The 15421-nt window shown below is 45.7% G+C and carries 13 protein-coding genes, 1 other RNA gene and 1 pseudogene; 5 read left to right on the top strand and 10 right to left on the bottom strand.

Annotated elements, in window-relative coordinates:
* Positions 1-191: 191 nt before the first annotated feature.
* Complete coding sequence (gene rd / locus ST42_RS09675) at positions 192-353, top strand: rubredoxin (protein WP_022316159.1); 162 nt, start codon at positions 192-194, stop codon at positions 351-353.
* A gap of 154 nt (positions 354-507) precedes the next feature.
* Here the strand turns inward: rd and ST42_RS09670 are convergent, their stop codons facing one another.
* Positions 508-1503 (bottom strand): hypothetical protein, encoded by a 996-nt coding sequence (locus ST42_RS09670; RefSeq protein ID WP_044073369.1) that lies wholly within the window; start codon positions 1501-1503, stop codon positions 508-510.
* Positions 1504-1890: 387 nt separating this feature from the next.
* Here ST42_RS09670 and ST42_RS09665 point away from each other — a divergent pair, with 387 nt between their 5' ends.
* Entirely contained in the window at positions 1891-2496 is a 606-nt protein-coding gene (locus ST42_RS09665) for an HdeD family acid-resistance protein (RefSeq protein ID WP_044073368.1), read from the top strand.
* Between the two features lie 200 nt (positions 2497-2696).
* Here ST42_RS09665 and ST42_RS09660 read toward each other — a convergent pair whose 3' ends face one another.
* Positions 2697-3839, bottom strand: a complete 1143-nt coding sequence (locus tag ST42_RS09660; protein WP_044073367.1) for an MraY family glycosyltransferase — start codon at positions 3837-3839, stop codon at positions 2697-2699.
* Between the two features lie 372 nt (positions 3840-4211).
* Here ST42_RS09660 and ST42_RS09655 point away from each other — a divergent pair, with 372 nt between their 5' ends.
* Together ST42_RS09655 and ST42_RS09650 are read left to right on the top strand one after the other, a co-directional pair.
* Positions 4212-5687, top strand: a complete 1476-nt coding sequence (locus ST42_RS09655) for a glycosyl hydrolase family 28 protein (protein ID WP_156139345.1) — start codon at positions 4212-4214, stop codon at positions 5685-5687.
* A 50-nt stretch (positions 5688-5737) separates the two neighbouring features.
* Positions 5738-7090, top strand: a complete 1353-nt coding sequence (locus ST42_RS09650; protein ID WP_231557004.1) for a glycoside hydrolase family 28 protein — start codon at positions 5738-5740, stop codon at positions 7088-7090.
* Positions 7091-7196: 106 nt separating this feature from the next.
* Here the strand turns inward: ST42_RS09650 and ST42_RS09645 are convergent, their stop codons facing one another.
* From ST42_RS09645 to ST42_RS09620, 8 genes are all read right to left on the bottom strand, one after another.
* Entirely contained in the window at positions 7197-8309 is a 1113-nt protein-coding gene (locus tag ST42_RS09645; protein WP_042519048.1) for a porin, read from the bottom strand.
* Positions 8310-8577: 268 nt separating this feature from the next.
* Entirely contained in the window at positions 8578-8817 is a 240-nt protein-coding gene (locus tag ST42_RS13865; protein WP_042519046.1) for a hypothetical protein, read from the bottom strand.
* A gap of 55 nt (positions 8818-8872) precedes the next feature.
* Entirely contained in the window at positions 8873-10039 is a 1167-nt protein-coding gene (locus tag ST42_RS09640) for an FprA family A-type flavoprotein (RefSeq protein WP_042519044.1), read from the bottom strand.
* 25 nt (positions 10040-10064) lie between these two features.
* A complete protein-coding gene (locus ST42_RS09635; RefSeq protein ID WP_042519041.1) occupies positions 10065-10997 on the bottom strand; it encodes an Rpn family recombination-promoting nuclease/putative transposase in 933 nt (310 codons plus the stop codon).
* A gap of 95 nt (positions 10998-11092) precedes the next feature.
* Positions 11093-11965, bottom strand: coding sequence for a DNA alkylation repair protein (locus ST42_RS09630; protein WP_316931828.1), 873 nt, complete (start codon positions 11963-11965; stop codon positions 11093-11095).
* Positions 11919-12318: a transfer-messenger RNA gene (gene ssrA / locus ST42_RS13610) on the bottom strand. The genes ST42_RS09630 and ssrA overlap by 47 nt, the downstream gene beginning before the upstream one ends.
* A gap of 195 nt (positions 12319-12513) precedes the next feature.
* A complete protein-coding gene (locus ST42_RS09625; RefSeq protein WP_042519039.1) occupies positions 12514-12819 on the bottom strand; it encodes a helix-turn-helix domain-containing protein in 306 nt (101 codons plus the stop codon).
* Between the two features lie 11 nt (positions 12820-12830).
* Positions 12831-14396 (bottom strand): RNA-binding domain-containing protein, encoded by a 1566-nt coding sequence (locus tag ST42_RS09620; protein ID WP_044073362.1) that lies wholly within the window; start codon positions 14394-14396, stop codon positions 12831-12833.
* A gap of 85 nt (positions 14397-14481) precedes the next feature.
* On the opposite strand from ST42_RS09620, the pseudogene ST42_RS13605 reads away from it, so the two are divergent.
* Positions 14482-14788, top strand: a pseudogene (locus tag ST42_RS13605) (IS982 family transposase); the annotation flags it as partial.
* Positions 14789-15421: the final 633 nt, after the last annotated feature.

Raw genomic sequence — 15421 nt, 5'->3', positions numbered from 1 at the left:
ATATACACCGTTTCCTGTAAGAAATATAGATTTCATCTATATCAGGATAGAGTCGTTGATTTGTATGAATCTTGCATAATATGTATCTTTGCAATCGTAAAAGAGATGATAATGAAAAGACAGGCGACAATACTGGCAAGACCGGTGTCACTGTCAGAATAGTTTAACAATAATAAAACAAGGAGGCTATTATGAAAAAGTATGTTTGCGACGTTTGTGGATATGTATATGACCCTGCAGTAGGTGATCCAGACAATGGTATCGCTCCTGGCACTGCATTCGAGGATCTTCCTGCAGATTGGGCTTGTCCACTCTGTGGAGTAGGCAAGGATGAATTCAGCGAGACTGAATAACAATAGAATAAATTACAAAATAGACCGGTCATTGACATGCATGACATAATGCACATTCCAATGACCGGTTTATGTATTTAACCCCACTCTTCTGAAAAGCAAGATTCAAGCAATACCTGATGTCTGATTGCTTTTTTTGATTTTATCAAACTCTCTATTTCAATATTTCTGCCACTTCATCTTTGCTGATTCCTGTAATTTCAGCAATCTGCAAAATGTTCATACCGTTTGAATAGAGTGATCTTACTATATTATTTAGTTGCTCGCTCTTCTGCTGAAGCTGCTCGCTCTTCTGCTGAAGCTGCTCGCTCTTCTGCTGGAGTTGTTCGCTCTTCTGCTGGAGTTGCTCATCCTTATGCTTCAGTTCCTTGTCACGGTTCATTATTGCCGTGTCACGGTCCTCTATCGCCTTGTAATATTCATCCTCCACGTTCATGTCCTGACGCATCTCGGAGTCGGCGGCAGCGGCTGTAAGACGATGGAGCATATACATCATGTCGGCATCATCCTCATATTTGTTCTCGTCAATATTGAGAACCTGCTTGTCTTCCGCATCTTTCCTCGACTGGTCGAAAACGCTGAGCACCTTCTCAAGGCGGTTGTTCACACGACCTTTCAACCTCGGTATCTGCACAATTATGCTGTTGTGGGTAAGACTCTCAACGAACGGGTCTTCCTTGCCCTCCTCTACCACCTCGCCGTTGTAGTCGAACACGTCGTGGTTGACATAAACCACCGGCTCCTCAATGTCGCCGACTCGATGTCCGAGAAGGTAAACGGCAACCATTGGATATGCGAATCCTTTCGGCGAGTCTTTGCGGATGTTTATCTTGTTACTGTACTGCGCACCCAGATACTGGCGGAAGCGCAGGGTCTCCGTGTCGAGCCATGTCTTCTGCAGTTCTATAAGGATGACGCGGTCCTTGAATCCCTCGCCCTCAGCATCCTTCTCCCTCACGGTGGCTGCAAAGTCAATGCGGAACATTGAAAGCGTGTCTCGTGTGGTGTTCACATACTCGTGCGGGCGCATCTCCACCTTCACCACCTCTTTCTTAAGCAGTGCAGAGAGGATGGTCTTTGATATGCGTTCGTCAGACATTATGTATTTGAACACGGAGTCGTAAATCGGATTGGCTACATGTAATATCATATGCAATGGCGTTTACAGGTTATTATATTTGCAAACTTACACATTTTATGTGAATTACGGACACTTACATCACTTTTTTTTAGGGACGTTCGACAGAAAAGTGTCATTCGACTTTTTATCATATAGAATTCACCCCCTAACGTGGGGAATGAAACCCCACATTAGGGGGTGATGTTCCCCACGCTGTGGGGGAAAAATCAAGGTCAGGAAATATAGTTTGAAACTTGCCAAATGTAAGGAGCAGGTTTATTCATTTCATACTATAAAACGATAACCGAAGAATGGTATATTGTGTATTTACTCACTTGTCAACAGTAAAAGATTAGGCTTAATGGAATAAAATCGCTAACTTTGCGTTTGGAAACAATAATAAGAAAGGAAACGATTATGAAGATTTTGCAGAGTTCAGTGTTCCGTGCCATCTGTGCCATTGTTGTTGGCGGAATGCTAATCAAGAATCCGGACAGTACGGTGAAAGGCATTACGATAGCCATCGGTGTGCTTTTCCTCATCTCCGGCGTCATATCATGCGTTGTGTATTTCAATGCCCGTATGCACAGTGCTGACAATGAGGTTTACGATTCCAACGGCAGACTCCTCGTCGGCGGCAGACCGGCATTCCCTATCGTTGGATTGGGCAGCGTGATTCTCGGTTTCGTATTGGCGCTTATGCCGGGAGCTTTCGTCACATCGCTGATGTATGTGCTCAGCGGCATATTGCTGCTCGGAGCCCTCAATCAGTTTCTTGTGCTTATCCAGGCCCGCAAGTTCGCACGTCTGACGATGTGGTATTGGGTGTGTCCTTCGCTGATATTGCTCACTGGTATATTTGTTATGGTGAAGCCGATGGAGTCGGCAGGACTGCCATTGCTCATCATCGGATGGTGTCTGCTGTTTTATGGCGTGTCAGAGTGTATCAGTGCGTTCAAGATACATCAATATCGTCGCATGCTGTCGAAAAGCGACAAGGCAAGTGACGGTGAAAAAGAATAAACCCGAATCGGTCGTTAGGGCTTGCTTGGATTTTGTTTTTTTAGAAGAGTGGATTTTGTTTGGCTTTTAATGAGTAATAGCGAGCTATTGCGAATTAAAAACAGACAAAAGACGCCTTATAAAAAACAAAAGACTGCAAGCAGTAATTAAAAAATACAATAAACGGCCTAATGACCGATTTGGGATAAATGAATACAGCGTCAGTTCTTTGCTGCCTGCTTCTTGTTTATGATCCTTGTCATCACCATATTTATGGCGATGAAGAGGATAATGTCGATAAGCACGATCAGCGAGATGCATATGTATGGAATCATTGCCAGATTGATGATGATGTATGCCAGCTGCAGTGAGAGTATCGAAACGAGAGTCTGATGCTGGTTCAGACCGATGGCAAGGAACTTGTGGTGTATGTGTCTCTTGTCAGGATTGAAAATCGGCGTGTGGTGTTTCATTCTTACGATTATCACGCGGAACACATCGAAGGTGGGCACTATCATCAGACTGTATGCAAAGGCGAGACACACTTTCTCGTATGGCATATCGCTGCAGAACAGCGTGATGTCGTATTTGCCGCATGGAATGAGGTCGGGACGGCTCATTGCAAATTTGATGGTGAAGAAGCTGAGCATGAAGCCGATGGTGAGGCTTCCCGAATCGCCCATGAAAATCTTCAGTCCCTTTTCTGGATTGCCGAAGATGTTGTAGTACATGTAGGCCAACAGGATTCCCATCAGTCCGGCGATGAGAATGCAGTAGATATACAGTTCTATGCAATAGAAACCATAGAGGAATCCTCCCAATGCTATGAATGCGAGCCCTGCTGCCAGTCCGTCGATGCCGTCGATGAGGTTCATGGCGTTGTCGATGAATGCTATGCAGAGCACCGTGAGAGGGAATCCCACGGCGAACGGGATCTCATAGATGCCGCAGAATCCGTATAGATTGTTGATATATAGGCCTGAGATTGGCAGCAGACTGGCTGCTATGATCTGGAACAAGAACTTTATCTTGGCCTGTACTCCCACGATGTCGTCAACTATGCCCACGGCATATATTATCAGCAGACTTATCATGCAGCTTGCCGTCCATTGGTTTATCACGATTTTCTGGTCGCCCGTGATGTTCTCGTAGGTGAGCAGCATTATGATTGCTGCCAGCAGCATGCTTGGCAGGAAGGAAATTCCGCCGAGTCGGGGGATTGCCGCATGGTGGACCTTACGTTCGTCGGGAATGTCGTAGAGCTTGTTCCTTCTGCAGAAGTTCAGAATGAATGGTATGAAGCAGAAGCCCGTGAGCATGCTTATGAGAAATGTGCCTATTAGCAGTAATGATATCGTGTTCATTGTTATATTTAAGTCTGTATTTATCCTGTGACGCGCTTGGCCGGCAGCGAAAGCCACACTATGGCGAGCGTCAATTTTTAGTATTATAACACTGAAATTCGGTTAATATTGTATAAGTAATGTCTTTTTTCTGTACTTTGCGTTACAAATCCAATAACAGAACGTCGAAAAGATATGCACCTCAGGGTGTATTGGTATTGTAAATTACAGAATAACAACATTTTCAGAAACATTATGGATATGAAACCATTATTGCCGGCTATACTTTTTGCCGTCTCTCTCGATGCTGCTTTTGCGTCAGGCGTCAGAGACGATGAAACAAAAGTTGGCTCCGGACAGGCATATGCATCAGCTGTTGCCATTTCAGACTTGATGGAAAACGGCAACATAGTGAGGTTGAGTCAGGTGGGTGCCAAGGCTATGCCGGCAGACATCGCTCCGCTGGGCAAGCTGCCGTTCAAGATGAAACAGGTAAAACGGCCAGTGTTCAAGTCAAACCGTCTGATAATCAGCGATGGCGACAAGGATTCAGCAGGCAAGGTGACCAAGGCTTTGAATGCCAAGATTGCTGAACTGTCGGCAATGGGCGGCGGACGACTCATCGTGCCTGAAGGCAGATGGCTGACGGGTAGGGTAGAGTTGCAGAGCAATGTGGAGCTTTATCTTGCCGAAGGTGCTCGTCTGGAGTTTTCGGCATCGATAGCCGATTATCAGCCAGCAGTATTCACCCGCCATGAGGGTATAGAAGTTATGGGAGCAGGAGCTTTCATCTATGCCAACGGAGCGAAGAACATCGCTCTGACAGGACATGGCGTGGTGTCCGGTCCGCCGATGGACGTGGAGATGAGGACTCTGCGCAACGGCAACAGTGTGGTGGAGAAAGATGTGGACTATCGGCTGCCTGTGGCAGAGAGACTCTGCGACGGACTCGACGGCCGCACCTTTTACCGTCCGAAGTCGTTTGCGCCAATCAACTGCAAGAATGTGCTCGTAGAGGGAGTCACCTTTGAACGCAGCGTGTTGTGGAACATCAATCCCATATATTGTGATAATGTCATAATACGCGGTGTCACTGTGAATTCCGTGGGAGTTCCAAGTGGCGACGGCATCGACATCTCGTCGTGTAAGAACGTGCTGATAGAGTATTCCACTCTCAGTTGCGGCGACGACTGCTTCACGCTGAAGAGCGGAAGGGCAGAAGACGGCTTGAGAGTGGGCAGACCTACAGAGAACGTCGTCATCAGATATTGTCTTGCCGAGAAGGGACATGGCGGCATAACCTGTGGCAGCGAGACGGCGGCAGGAATAAAGAATGTGTATCTGCATCATTGTGTGTTCAACGGCACACGCACAGGCTTCAGATTCAAAACGAGACGCAATCGAGGCGGTGGAATATGGGACATCGCCTACGACAATGTGCGGCTCATAGACGTGGCAGAAGCATTCACATGGGATCTCCTCGGTTCGCGCATGTATATGGGGGAATTGGCACAACGCAATCCGCCTCTTGCCGTCACTGCGCTCACTCCAGTGGTGAAAGACATCACGATAAGGAATTTCATCATCGAGTCTGCCGACCGCATGATGAGTATGAACACCATACCCGAAGTGCCTACAACGGGAGTGCTGCTGGAGAATGGAGTGGTAAGGACCAACCGCATCTTCAAGACGCTCAACGATGTCGGTTCGTTGACGCTGAGAAACATCACTATACAGGCTACCGACAACAACATCAATATCGACAACAGCCGTGGCATAACCTTTGACAACGTTACATTCTACGTGCCAGGCGATTCGCTGAGATACAACATCAAAGGCGGCAAGGCAGAGAAGCCTGTATTGAAATGAAACAGATAGAAACCAATAACGTTTGAGCAATGAGAAAAATATCATCAGTAATGTTGCTTCTGTTGTTCTGTATGGCAGTGTCAGCCGGTGGTTACGACACGGCGAAAAGGGATTCCATCCTCTCCGTCATTACAGGTGCACATATGCCAAAGAAGAAAGTGAACATTTTGAAATACGGCGCTAAGGGCGACGGAAAGAAAGATTGTCTGCCTGCATTCACAAAGGCTATGGCGCAGTCGAAGAAGAATGGCGGACTGCACATTGTGGTGCCTGCAGGCACATACTATTTGCAGGGACCTATACATTTTGAGAGCAATACCTGTATGGAACTATCCGAAGGTGCCATATTGCGCTTTTCGCCAGATCCGCAGTTTTATCTTCCTATGGTGAAGACCAGTTGGGAGGGGACATTCCTTCAGAATTACTCTCCGTTCATATATGGCTGTGGTCTGCATGACATATCCATTATCGGCAAGGGAACAATTGATGGCAATGCTTCGACTACCTTTGCCACATGGCGCAAAAAACAGAAACCAGCGCAGCAACTGTCGCGGAATATGAACCATAAGGAGACTCCTGTCCCTGAACGCAACTTCGGTGAAGGATCGTGGCTGCGCCCGCAGTTGATACAGTTTTTCGGATGTACCAACATTACGCTTGCCGACTTCTTTGTCACCAATTCTCCGTTCTGGTGTATTCATCTGCTCAAGAGCGAGAACATCATTTGCCGATCGCTGCGTTATGATGCCAAGCTTGTGAACAATGACGGTATAGATCCGGAGATGTCGCGAAATATACTTGTCGAAGACGTATCGTTCAATAATGGCGACGACAATGTGGCGATAAAGAGCGGACGCGACAATGACGGATGGGCGGCGGCTTCTCCGTCAGAGAACATTATTATCCGCCGCTGCCGTTTCAAGGGATTGCATGCTGTGGTGATAGGCAGCGAGATGTCGGCAGGAGTGAGAAACGTATTTGTGGAAGACTGCACCTATGCCGGATATTGCAAACGCGGCATCTTCGTGAAGACAAATCCCAACCGCGGCGGATTTGTGGAAGGGCTTTATGTCAGGAACTGTGAATTCGGTGAGGTGGAAGACCTTTTCTATGTCACGAGCATGTATGCCGGTGAGGGAATGGACGATGACCACTTCTCTGTTGTCAGAAACATCTTCGTTGACGGACTTCGATGCGACAAGGCTCGCATTGGCGGTATTATATTGCAGGGTGCAGAGGCAAAGCCGATATCAGATGTCGTGTTTCGGAATGTGGATATAAAGGAAGTGAAAAACGCCCTCAGCATGGATAATACAGAGGGCGTTATGTTCGCGGGCTGTCATCTGGGCGGAAAGGCTGGTGTGCCAACACAGGTGACGGCAAAAGACAAGATTTTCAATTAGTTGACGAGTTGACGAGTAGACAAGCAGACAATGATATTGTCCTTTGATATAAATATGACAATCTGGGAATATCCTTGTTCGCTTGTCTGCTTGGTAATTCGTTTTATCAGAATCTGAACTGCAGCTGGACGTCTGCCATATTATAGTTGTGCTTGTTCAGTGTGCGGTCGTTTACGAAAACATATTCGGCGGTGACTCCAATGTTCTTAGAGAACTTGTAGTCGGCGCCGATTTCATACATGGTCTTCGATTTGTCCCATTCACCGTTGCGGCGATACATGTTGTAGCGAGCCTTAACGTGGGCTTTCTTCTTCTTGATAGGAGCGATGGCGAGGGCATACAGACCGTCGGCTTTGCTGCCATAGCCGTTGAGCGTAAGGTCTGCGTTCTTCTCGTTGTCGGAAGTCTTGAAACCTTCACCCGTGCTGTGGATATATTCAGAACGGAAAGTCCAGTCGCTCTTCGTCACGTATTCCGCACTCACGGCATATCGGTGTTGCGGCAGGCTTTTTGTCACGCTGTGTTTCTGTCCCGCCTCATCGGTATAGCTCCATTTGCGGGCATAAGAACCCTCCAGGCCGAACACTCCGATGCGCATTCCCTCTACAGGCATCACCCACACGCCGCCAGCCACTGTTTTCTGCTGGTCAACGTCCTTGCGGTTTATTCCCTGACCGTTGAACACTCCTGCCTGATAGTGGAACAGAGGTCTGCCTTTGCCGACATTCAGGAAATCACCCTGCAACTGTATACCGATGTCGCGGCCGTTGCTCGACTGCTGTCCTGACCGGTCGGAGAATCCCGACAGGCAGCTCACATTCTGGCTGTAGCTCATAAAGCCCTGGTCGATAGGGTGCATGGGGTTCTCAAAGGTGAATGGCAATTTGAACTGTCCTGCCTTTACTCTCAGGAATGGATATTTCTGCCATTCTGCAAATAGGTCAACGAGGCGTGGCGATGTGCCGTTGTTCGTCGTGTTGCCATTTATCTGCATCTGGGCCTTCCAGTAGAAGTCACCTTTCAACCGCCCGTCAAGCGACACTCTCACCAGGCGCAGGTCGAAAGTGTTCGACTTGTTGCCCTGTTGGCCGGAGTATTGGTATTCCACGAGACCGTAGCCCGACAGTTTGATGTTACTGAACCATGGCGTTTGTTTCGTTTCTTGAGCAAACGTCGTTGCCGCCATCATAAGGGCGGCTGCCAAAGTAAGTTTTCTCATATCTTATTTTATCTTGTGTTTTTTTCTGGGTATTTCTGTTATGTATGGCCATGTTGATCTTGCCAGATTTTCATCTTTCCTGGATAGTCAAATACCAACATTATGTCACTACAAGTGCACAAAGGTACTTCATTTTCTCTTACTGACCAAGGTTTGTCGTCTGAATTGGTTCTTTGTAAATACACTTTGTCAATCATTCTGTGTCGTCCTGACGTATGTTCAGGAATATGAAATAGCATAACCCAAAACGGTCATTAGGACGTTTACTTTATTTTTTTTTATGACTGCTTGCAGTCTTTTGCTTTTTATAAGGCGTCTTTTGTCCGTTTTTAATTCGCAATAGCTCGCTATTACTCATTAAAAGCCAAACAAAATCCACTCTTCTAAAAAAGCAAAATCCAAGCAAGCCATAATGGTCGATTTGGGATAAAGACGTCGCTTTGTGATGGTTTTGTTTTCTTTCTAAAAAGACAAGCCGGAATGACGATGGTCCTTTGATTTCCATCATCACTCCGACTCATTGTAGTTTGTTATTCAGCTCCGTATAGAAGTGTATAGACTTTTTATGCAAGAATTGCATCTGCAAGTGCTTCGAGGGCAGGGATGTCACCCTCTTTCATCACGCCGCGCAGTGTTACAAGGTCGCCCTTTATCGTGATGTTTTTCATCTCTTCGAGCATCTGCTTCATCACTCTGCCTGCACTCGGTGCCCAGCTGCCGTTCTCGATAATGGAAACCTCGCGCTTCTGCCAAGCCTTGATTTTGAGATGATGCAGGAAGTCGAACATCGGAGGGAAGAGACCGGCGTCGTAGCTTGATGCTGCGAGTATCACCTTGCCATATTTGAATGCGTCTTCGATGGCTTCAGCAAGGTCGTCGCGGCATAGATCGGTGATAGCCACCTTCTTGCAGCCCTTAGCCCGCAGTATGTCGGCGAGTTTCTCAGCTGCCGCTTTTGTGCATCCGTGTATTGAGGCGTGAGCGATAAGAACACCTTCTGCTTCCACTCCATAACTGCTCCATATGGTGTAGAGACGCAGTGCCTCCTGCATCTTCTCACCGCTGAGAAATGGTCCGTGTAGTGGCAGAATCATATTTATGTCGAGCTGCGATGCTTTCTTGAGCAGTGTGGAAACAGGACCTCCGTATTTTCCGCAGATATTGAAGTAGTAGCGGCGTGCCTCACAAGCCCAGTCGTCCGGGTCGGCATTCATGACACCGAATTTGCCGAATCCATCGGCAGCGAACAATACCTTGTCGAGAGCATCATATGTCACCATCACTTCAGGCCAGTGTACCATCGGTGCCATAACGAAATGCAATGTGTGTTTGCCAAGTTCAAGAGTGTCGCCTTCTTTGACGGCGATTACGCAGTCGTCCACATTCAGTTCCGGGAAGAAAAGCGGAATCATGGTCTTTGCTTTTGCTGAGCATACGATCTTTATTTCAGGGTACATCGCCTTCACCTCAGCTATGCCGCTAGCATGGTCTGGTTCGAGATGCTGCACTACGAGATAGTCTGGTTTGCGACCGTCGAGGCCTTCTGTCAGGTTCTTTTTCCATTCCTCCATAGTGCGCTTGTCAGAGGTGTCCATGATAGCCACTTTCTCATCCATGATGAGGAAAGAGTTGTAGCACATGCCCTCTGGTACGTTATACTGCGACTCAAAGAGTCGAATGTCGGCATCATCGCAACCGATATAATAAATGGTGTCTGTAACTTTTTTCATGTTTATATTATTATTGTTTTTATTTCTATAAGGTGGATAATATTCTTGTTGCCTCTTCTGCAGACAATCCTGTAGCGACGGTAATCATGTTTATATCTGCTCCTATGGCCTTCAGTCGCTTTACTGTTTCGATTTTTTCTTTCTCTATACCTTCCGCACGTCCTTCCGCACGTCCTTCCGCACGTCCTTCCGCACGTCCTTCCGCACGTCCTTCCGCACGTCCTTCCGCACGTCCTTCCGCCAATCCGTCTTGCTTGGCACCTTCAAGAACGGATAATGTGTCACGATATTTCCTGAGACCAACATCATATTTCATTCGCTCCTGTCTCGAAAGGGAGGCGACGTCAGCAATCTGTTCCAGTCTCTTGAAAACCGAACTTTTGGCTGCCCAAGGTAATCTTGTCAATGTCTCCATATTCTTCAGTACATATATCCATTTGTCAAAATCTGTATCACACTCGTCGGCTTCCTTGGTGAATAAAGGGAGCTGCATGAAAGTCATCCTCATCTTATCTGAGAATAGCTTGTTGTTTCCCTTGTCTGCCAATCCTATATCCGACCGGAACTTCTTGTCAAAGTCCATCGGGCAAAAATTCAGAAAGGCTACAAGATACACCGCATCGATGTTGTATTTCCAGTCTGTTCCCCTTTCTCCTTGTCTTGCTATGGCTTCACATACATAATAGATGCTCCGGTTCTTGAAATAAGGCTGTGACTTGTTTTGCATTTCCACGATGATGTTTTCTCCTTTTTCCGTTTGGCAGTATATGTCGTATATAAGCGAACGGTCGTCTTCGAAGAGGGCTGGTTGTTCTTTATCGAGGAATGTAATGTTTGTTATGCGTTCTTCGCCGAGCAGCAGACTGTTGAGAAAATCAATAATCAGCGGCTTGGATATCTCTTGTCCGAAAATCCTTTTGAATCCTATGTCTGTAAAAGGGTTGATGAATTTTGCCATAATGAGACATTTAATGAAGTTTATTTGCAAAGATAATGCTTTTTATTAAATCTGCAATTACCTTTGCTCTTTTATGAAAGGAATTTGTTGTTTTTTTAATGTGGCGTATTGGTCATCCACATCCTTCGCTCTTCTGGTTCCATCTTTTCTATGGCATATCGTAGAGTGGTACGAGGCATTGTCTCGTGGTGCTCAGACAGAAATCCACGTAGCACTTCGATATTCCTTTTCCCCACTTCTCTTAACATCCATCCCGTAGCTTTGTGTATGAGGTCGTGTGGATGGTAGAGCAGTTTTTTGGCAATGCGCAAGGTGTCGCCAAACTGTCCTTCCTTTATCAGAGCTGCGGTAGATACTATGGATATACGCTGTTCCCACAGGTTTGAACTTGCCGACAGCGTGTCGAGAATGTTGCGATCAGGCATCGTGCCGTCGGGTAGGGGATGGAGGAGAAACGTTCCGATGATATAGCTGCAAGATAGGTCAACAAGGTCCCAATTGTTGGCTTGTATGGCATGGAGCAGATAGAAATCGGCAATCTCTTTCCTGCGGTCAGGTTGACCAGTGCCGTTCCTTTTCGGTAATGCCGCCTTCATCTCTTCAACGAGCAGAAGGAATCCGCAGAGTCTAACCTCATGCCACTCGGAATAGAGCAACTTCTCTATTTCGCTTAGTGTCATGCTGAGTCGTGCCTCTTTCACAACGAGTCGTGTCTGCGGCACTTTCAGTCCGAGGAAGCTGTCTCCCTCTCCATATTCTCCTTTGCCGGTCTTGAAAAACCGTTGCAGAATCTCTCGTTGCTTTTCGTTCTCCATGCCGCGCATGGTGTCAATGATATCTTTGGCTGTAATCATGTTTCTTTTCTTCTGTGTAAATAAAAAGAAGCCGCTGAAACTCAGCGACTTCTTGTAGTAGATAATGGAGTGGAGCTGGAGGGATTCGAACCCTCGTCCAAACAGGGAAACCATACGTTTTCTACATGCTTATCTTGGATTTCATTTTCGAGCTGTGGCAAGACCCAAGCCACCAACCGCAGCCTTATCCTCTAAAATCTCATTACGTTGGCGAGGCACAACGCAACTATTTCCGATTTAACCGCACCGCTTTACCAAAGAGCCTCGGAACAACGGCCTTTGAGCGATGTCTCGTCCTGCTACCTGGTAGCGGGATAAAGCCAGTAATCTACTGTACTTCGATTAGGCAGCGAGAGCGTAGTTGTTTTCGCCAGATAAATTGTTGACTGTCGAGATTAAGGAGCCGGCAGACTGCGCTCCGCATGCTTACGTACCATTCCTACCCGCTGTCAAATCCAGTCAACCCCTAAGTGTTGTACATTACTGAAATACAACGTTTTGTGTACTGAGAAATCCTTTTTGTGGACAATATGTGGACATAAATCCTTGATTATCATCCCCATTTCAAGCGATTTCTTTCTGCAAAGATAGCGCAAATGCATGAAACCACAAAATAAAACAGCAATATTTTGCATATGTGTGGACAAAGTGTGGACAACATTTTATCGCGATTCTTCAGTGAAGGTATCCGCCATCTTTGATTTTGCGGTTTCAATGGCACAAAGTCCCAATTCTTCTTCACCTTCAAGCGCATCCAATATCTTGTCAGCAAGCCACAATGTTAGTATTTCCTTTTCATCCACATGAAAGTATTCTGCCAACATTATCACCTGACTACGCTTTGCCCGTCTGTCCCCACGCTCAATCTTACTGAACATGGGAGTATCTATTTCTAAGTATGCAGCCAACTGGCGCTGCAAAACACCTTGCTCGTCTCTAAGGGTCCTTATCTTGTTTCCGAATAACATATTCTACTATTTTAGTCGTTGTCCAAATTTACGATTTCCCAATAGCCACCAAAGTCAGCACCATTGCGTTTGATTATTCCAGCCTCTCTGAGCTTTTTTATCTGTTTTTCTACTCCTCGTGATGACATATCTATTTCCATTGCGATTTCTGCTGCTGATATTGTAGGCTTGTTCTTTATTAAATCAAGTATTCTCTCCGAACTTTTTCTTTTTCTCTCCGAACTTTTTGAGGCTGTCTCCGAACTAATCTCCTTTCTCTCCGAACTTTCTTGATGAGTTTCCGAACCAAGTACTTCTGTTTCCGAACTTTCACAACATCCTTTATGGACAGGAATAGTAACCAAGAAAGTCAAGCGATCGTCGGTAGTTTCAAAGATGGCGCGTGGCGACCCGTTCTCTGCCAGTTTCGCTTGAATTGTTGGAACACCGGTTGAGCGACCTTCTGTAAGGTCAAGCTCTTTCAAGAAGTCGCCTAACCTTCGATTTCGGTAGCGACGGCTTTTCAGCATATCGCCTTTTGCAATATCTTCTTTGGAGATACTTCTATCTGGACCAGGACAATTAAGTATAGATATTCCGCTCGGTTCAATGGTTATCTCTATTGGTTCATGCTGTAAGAAATCTCTATGATATACAGAGTTTACAACAGCTTCCTCAATAGCATCGTATGGATAGTTCCAAAAACGTTCTGCCTCCTGTCTGCCAGAAATCTTACGCACATGCTCTTTGAGCACATTGCTCTTGATATAATCCATTGTCTGTTTTATCATCTGCGGAACACTGCCCTTGAATGTTACTTCGGTAAAATTGTTGGGGTCTTTCATCTTTCCGTTAGGGAATGTCACTACATCAATCTGAGTGTATGGGAAGAACTTGTTTGGGTTCTCGCAGAACATCATGGCTGCCACGTTACGAAGTAAACGATTCTCTTTCGGGCCAGTGTATAGTTCCATTTGGTCAAGAATCGTAGCAAGTGGGGTTGTTATCACCTCATCAGCCAACTTGCTACCCACTTTGACAAGATAATCACGAAGAAGTACCAATGAGATATCTTCCAACTGTATGTCGCTATTTCCTCGTTCGTCAAAAGGCATACGGTTAGCCAACTCTCGCAGTTCAACGAGCACTTCACCTCTTGCCTCTATGCTACTTGTCCCACTACGGATGTAGAAATACTCTTTTGTGCCTTTTGCTGTAACATTTACTGGTACGGAATAAGGGCGATAACTACCGGCTGGACACCAAATTACAATTACTTGTTTGCCGTCCACCTCTTCCACGGAGGTACGAGGCAAATAGTATGGAGCCATCTTGTTATTGTACGCAACCATCTCCTGCAATATGCCGTCAATCTTTTCCAATGGAACACCTTCTGCAGGGCGAATTGCCATACCTGTCTTATCATCGGTATCTACACCAACGATGATATATCCACCACCAAGGTCGTCGTAATCATTAGCGAAAGCACATATACTGTGATATATGCTCCCAGGATTCCAACCTTTCTTAAACTCAATGCGGTTGGATTCAATCTTCTGCTTGTTGAGCAGATCGTTTATGTTTATTGCGAGTGCCATAACTTTACGCTTGTTGTATTTTAAATAAGTTCTTCGGATTCTTATATTCCTTACCCATTGGCGGAATTAATTTAAGTTGATAAATATAGGTGGAAAGTTGTACCTGTCGTTGATTTTTAGCAACTTAGTGGTGATTAAAACATTAAGTTCAAACCATCGTATGTACAACCTTTATACAAAAATCGTCAAAATACTCGAGATATGCAAGCAATTCTCTGAAAATCTCGTAAGAGAATCGGGGAATGTTACACGTCGTGGTCCTGTTCCTGAGTTTTAGATTTGGAAGTGGTGCACTATCTCTGGCAATAGAGACCGAGAGCATTGATAGTGAGAAGTGGTTGTTCGAGTATAAATTGCAAGAGTACAAGGATAGAATTCCTAATCTCATATCCTATGATCTTTCAAAGGCAAATGTGGTAGACCACCATTAATTGATTCCGTCGGTAAGCGTATCTGCGATGCAGTCTTGTACACGTTCATTTGTCATTATATACTTTAACGGGCCGGAAAAGTGTCATAGTATCATTTTCCGGCTTGTCAAAGAATCTAAAGTTCACTAACTCAATGAGTTGACTTGATTATACTTTTCTGGATTCTTTACAGAAAAGTATCATTGAAGTATCATCGAAGTATCATCGGGGCATTAATGGCTTTTTATAGAAAAAGCTATGGATTTTCATCGAAACATCAATCGGTTTTTCTATCGAAAGCCACTCAAATTCCACTCAAATTCCATCGACACGTCATCATAGATAAAGTGTTTTGCATATCCATTACGAGCGTATTCATTCTATTAAAGTTTTTGTTACTGTTTTTGCAGGAAACGTGCTCACTTGGGGCAAGCAGCGTTCCCCAAGTGAGTAAGCAGCGTTCCCCTATTGGGCAAGCATCGTGCCCATTTTTGTGTCTTTTTGATTTGTTTTTCAGGAAGGCTTGTCGTTTCATTATCATACTCCAGTTAGGGATAAGTTTCCGAACTTTTAAGTTGAGTTCCCGAACTTGCTGACTTTGCGTGGACACCCTAA

This window comes from Prevotella pectinovora, from assembly GCF_000834015.1.
Classification (GTDB): Bacteria; Bacteroidota; Bacteroidia; order Bacteroidales; family Bacteroidaceae; genus Prevotella; species Prevotella pectinovora.
The sequence above is the reverse complement of the archived record's forward strand: the minus strand, read 5'-3'. Positions and strand labels throughout refer to the sequence as shown.

Excerpts from the sequence above, each read along its gene's own strand:
- ST42_RS09645 (WP_042519048.1), bottom strand. The coding sequence starts at position 8,309 with ATGAGAAAACTTACTTTGGCAGCCGCCCTTATGATGGCGGCAACGACG.
- ST42_RS09620 (WP_044073362.1), bottom strand. The coding sequence starts at position 14,396 with ATGGCACTCGCAATAAACATAAACGATCTGCTCAACAAGCAGAAGATT.
- ST42_RS09640 (WP_042519044.1), bottom strand. The coding sequence starts at position 10,039 with ATGAAAAAAGTTACAGACACCATTTATTATATCGGTTGCGATGATGCC.
- ST42_RS09655 (WP_156139345.1), top strand. The coding sequence starts at position 4,212 with ATGGAAAACGGCAACATAGTGAGGTTGAGTCAGGTGGGTGCCAAGGCT.
- ST42_RS09625 (WP_042519039.1), bottom strand. The coding sequence starts at position 12,819 with ATGTTATTCGGAAACAAGATAAGGACCCTTAGAGACGAGCAAGGTGTT.
- ST42_RS09650 (WP_231557004.1), top strand. The coding sequence starts at position 5,738 with ATGTTGCTTCTGTTGTTCTGTATGGCAGTGTCAGCCGGTGGTTACGAC.
- ST42_RS09635 (WP_042519041.1), bottom strand. The coding sequence starts at position 10,997 with ATGGCAAAATTCATCAACCCTTTTACAGACATAGGATTCAAAAGGATT.
- ST42_RS09660 (WP_044073367.1), bottom strand. The coding sequence starts at position 3,839 with ATGAACACGATATCATTACTGCTAATAGGCACATTTCTCATAAGCATG.
- ST42_RS09665 (WP_044073368.1), top strand. The coding sequence starts at position 1,891 with ATGAAGATTTTGCAGAGTTCAGTGTTCCGTGCCATCTGTGCCATTGTT.
- ST42_RS09670 (WP_044073369.1), bottom strand. The coding sequence starts at position 1,503 with ATGATATTACATGTAGCCAATCCGATTTACGACTCCGTGTTCAAATAC.
- ST42_RS13865 (WP_042519046.1), bottom strand. The coding sequence starts at position 8,817 with ATGATGGAAATCAAAGGACCATCGTCATTCCGGCTTGTCTTTTTAGAA.
- rd (WP_022316159.1), top strand. The coding sequence starts at position 192 with ATGAAAAAGTATGTTTGCGACGTTTGTGGATATGTATATGACCCTGCA.
- ST42_RS09630 (WP_316931828.1), bottom strand. The coding sequence starts at position 11,965 with ATGGTTTCCCTGTTTGGACGAGGGTTCGAATCCCTCCAGCTCCACTCC.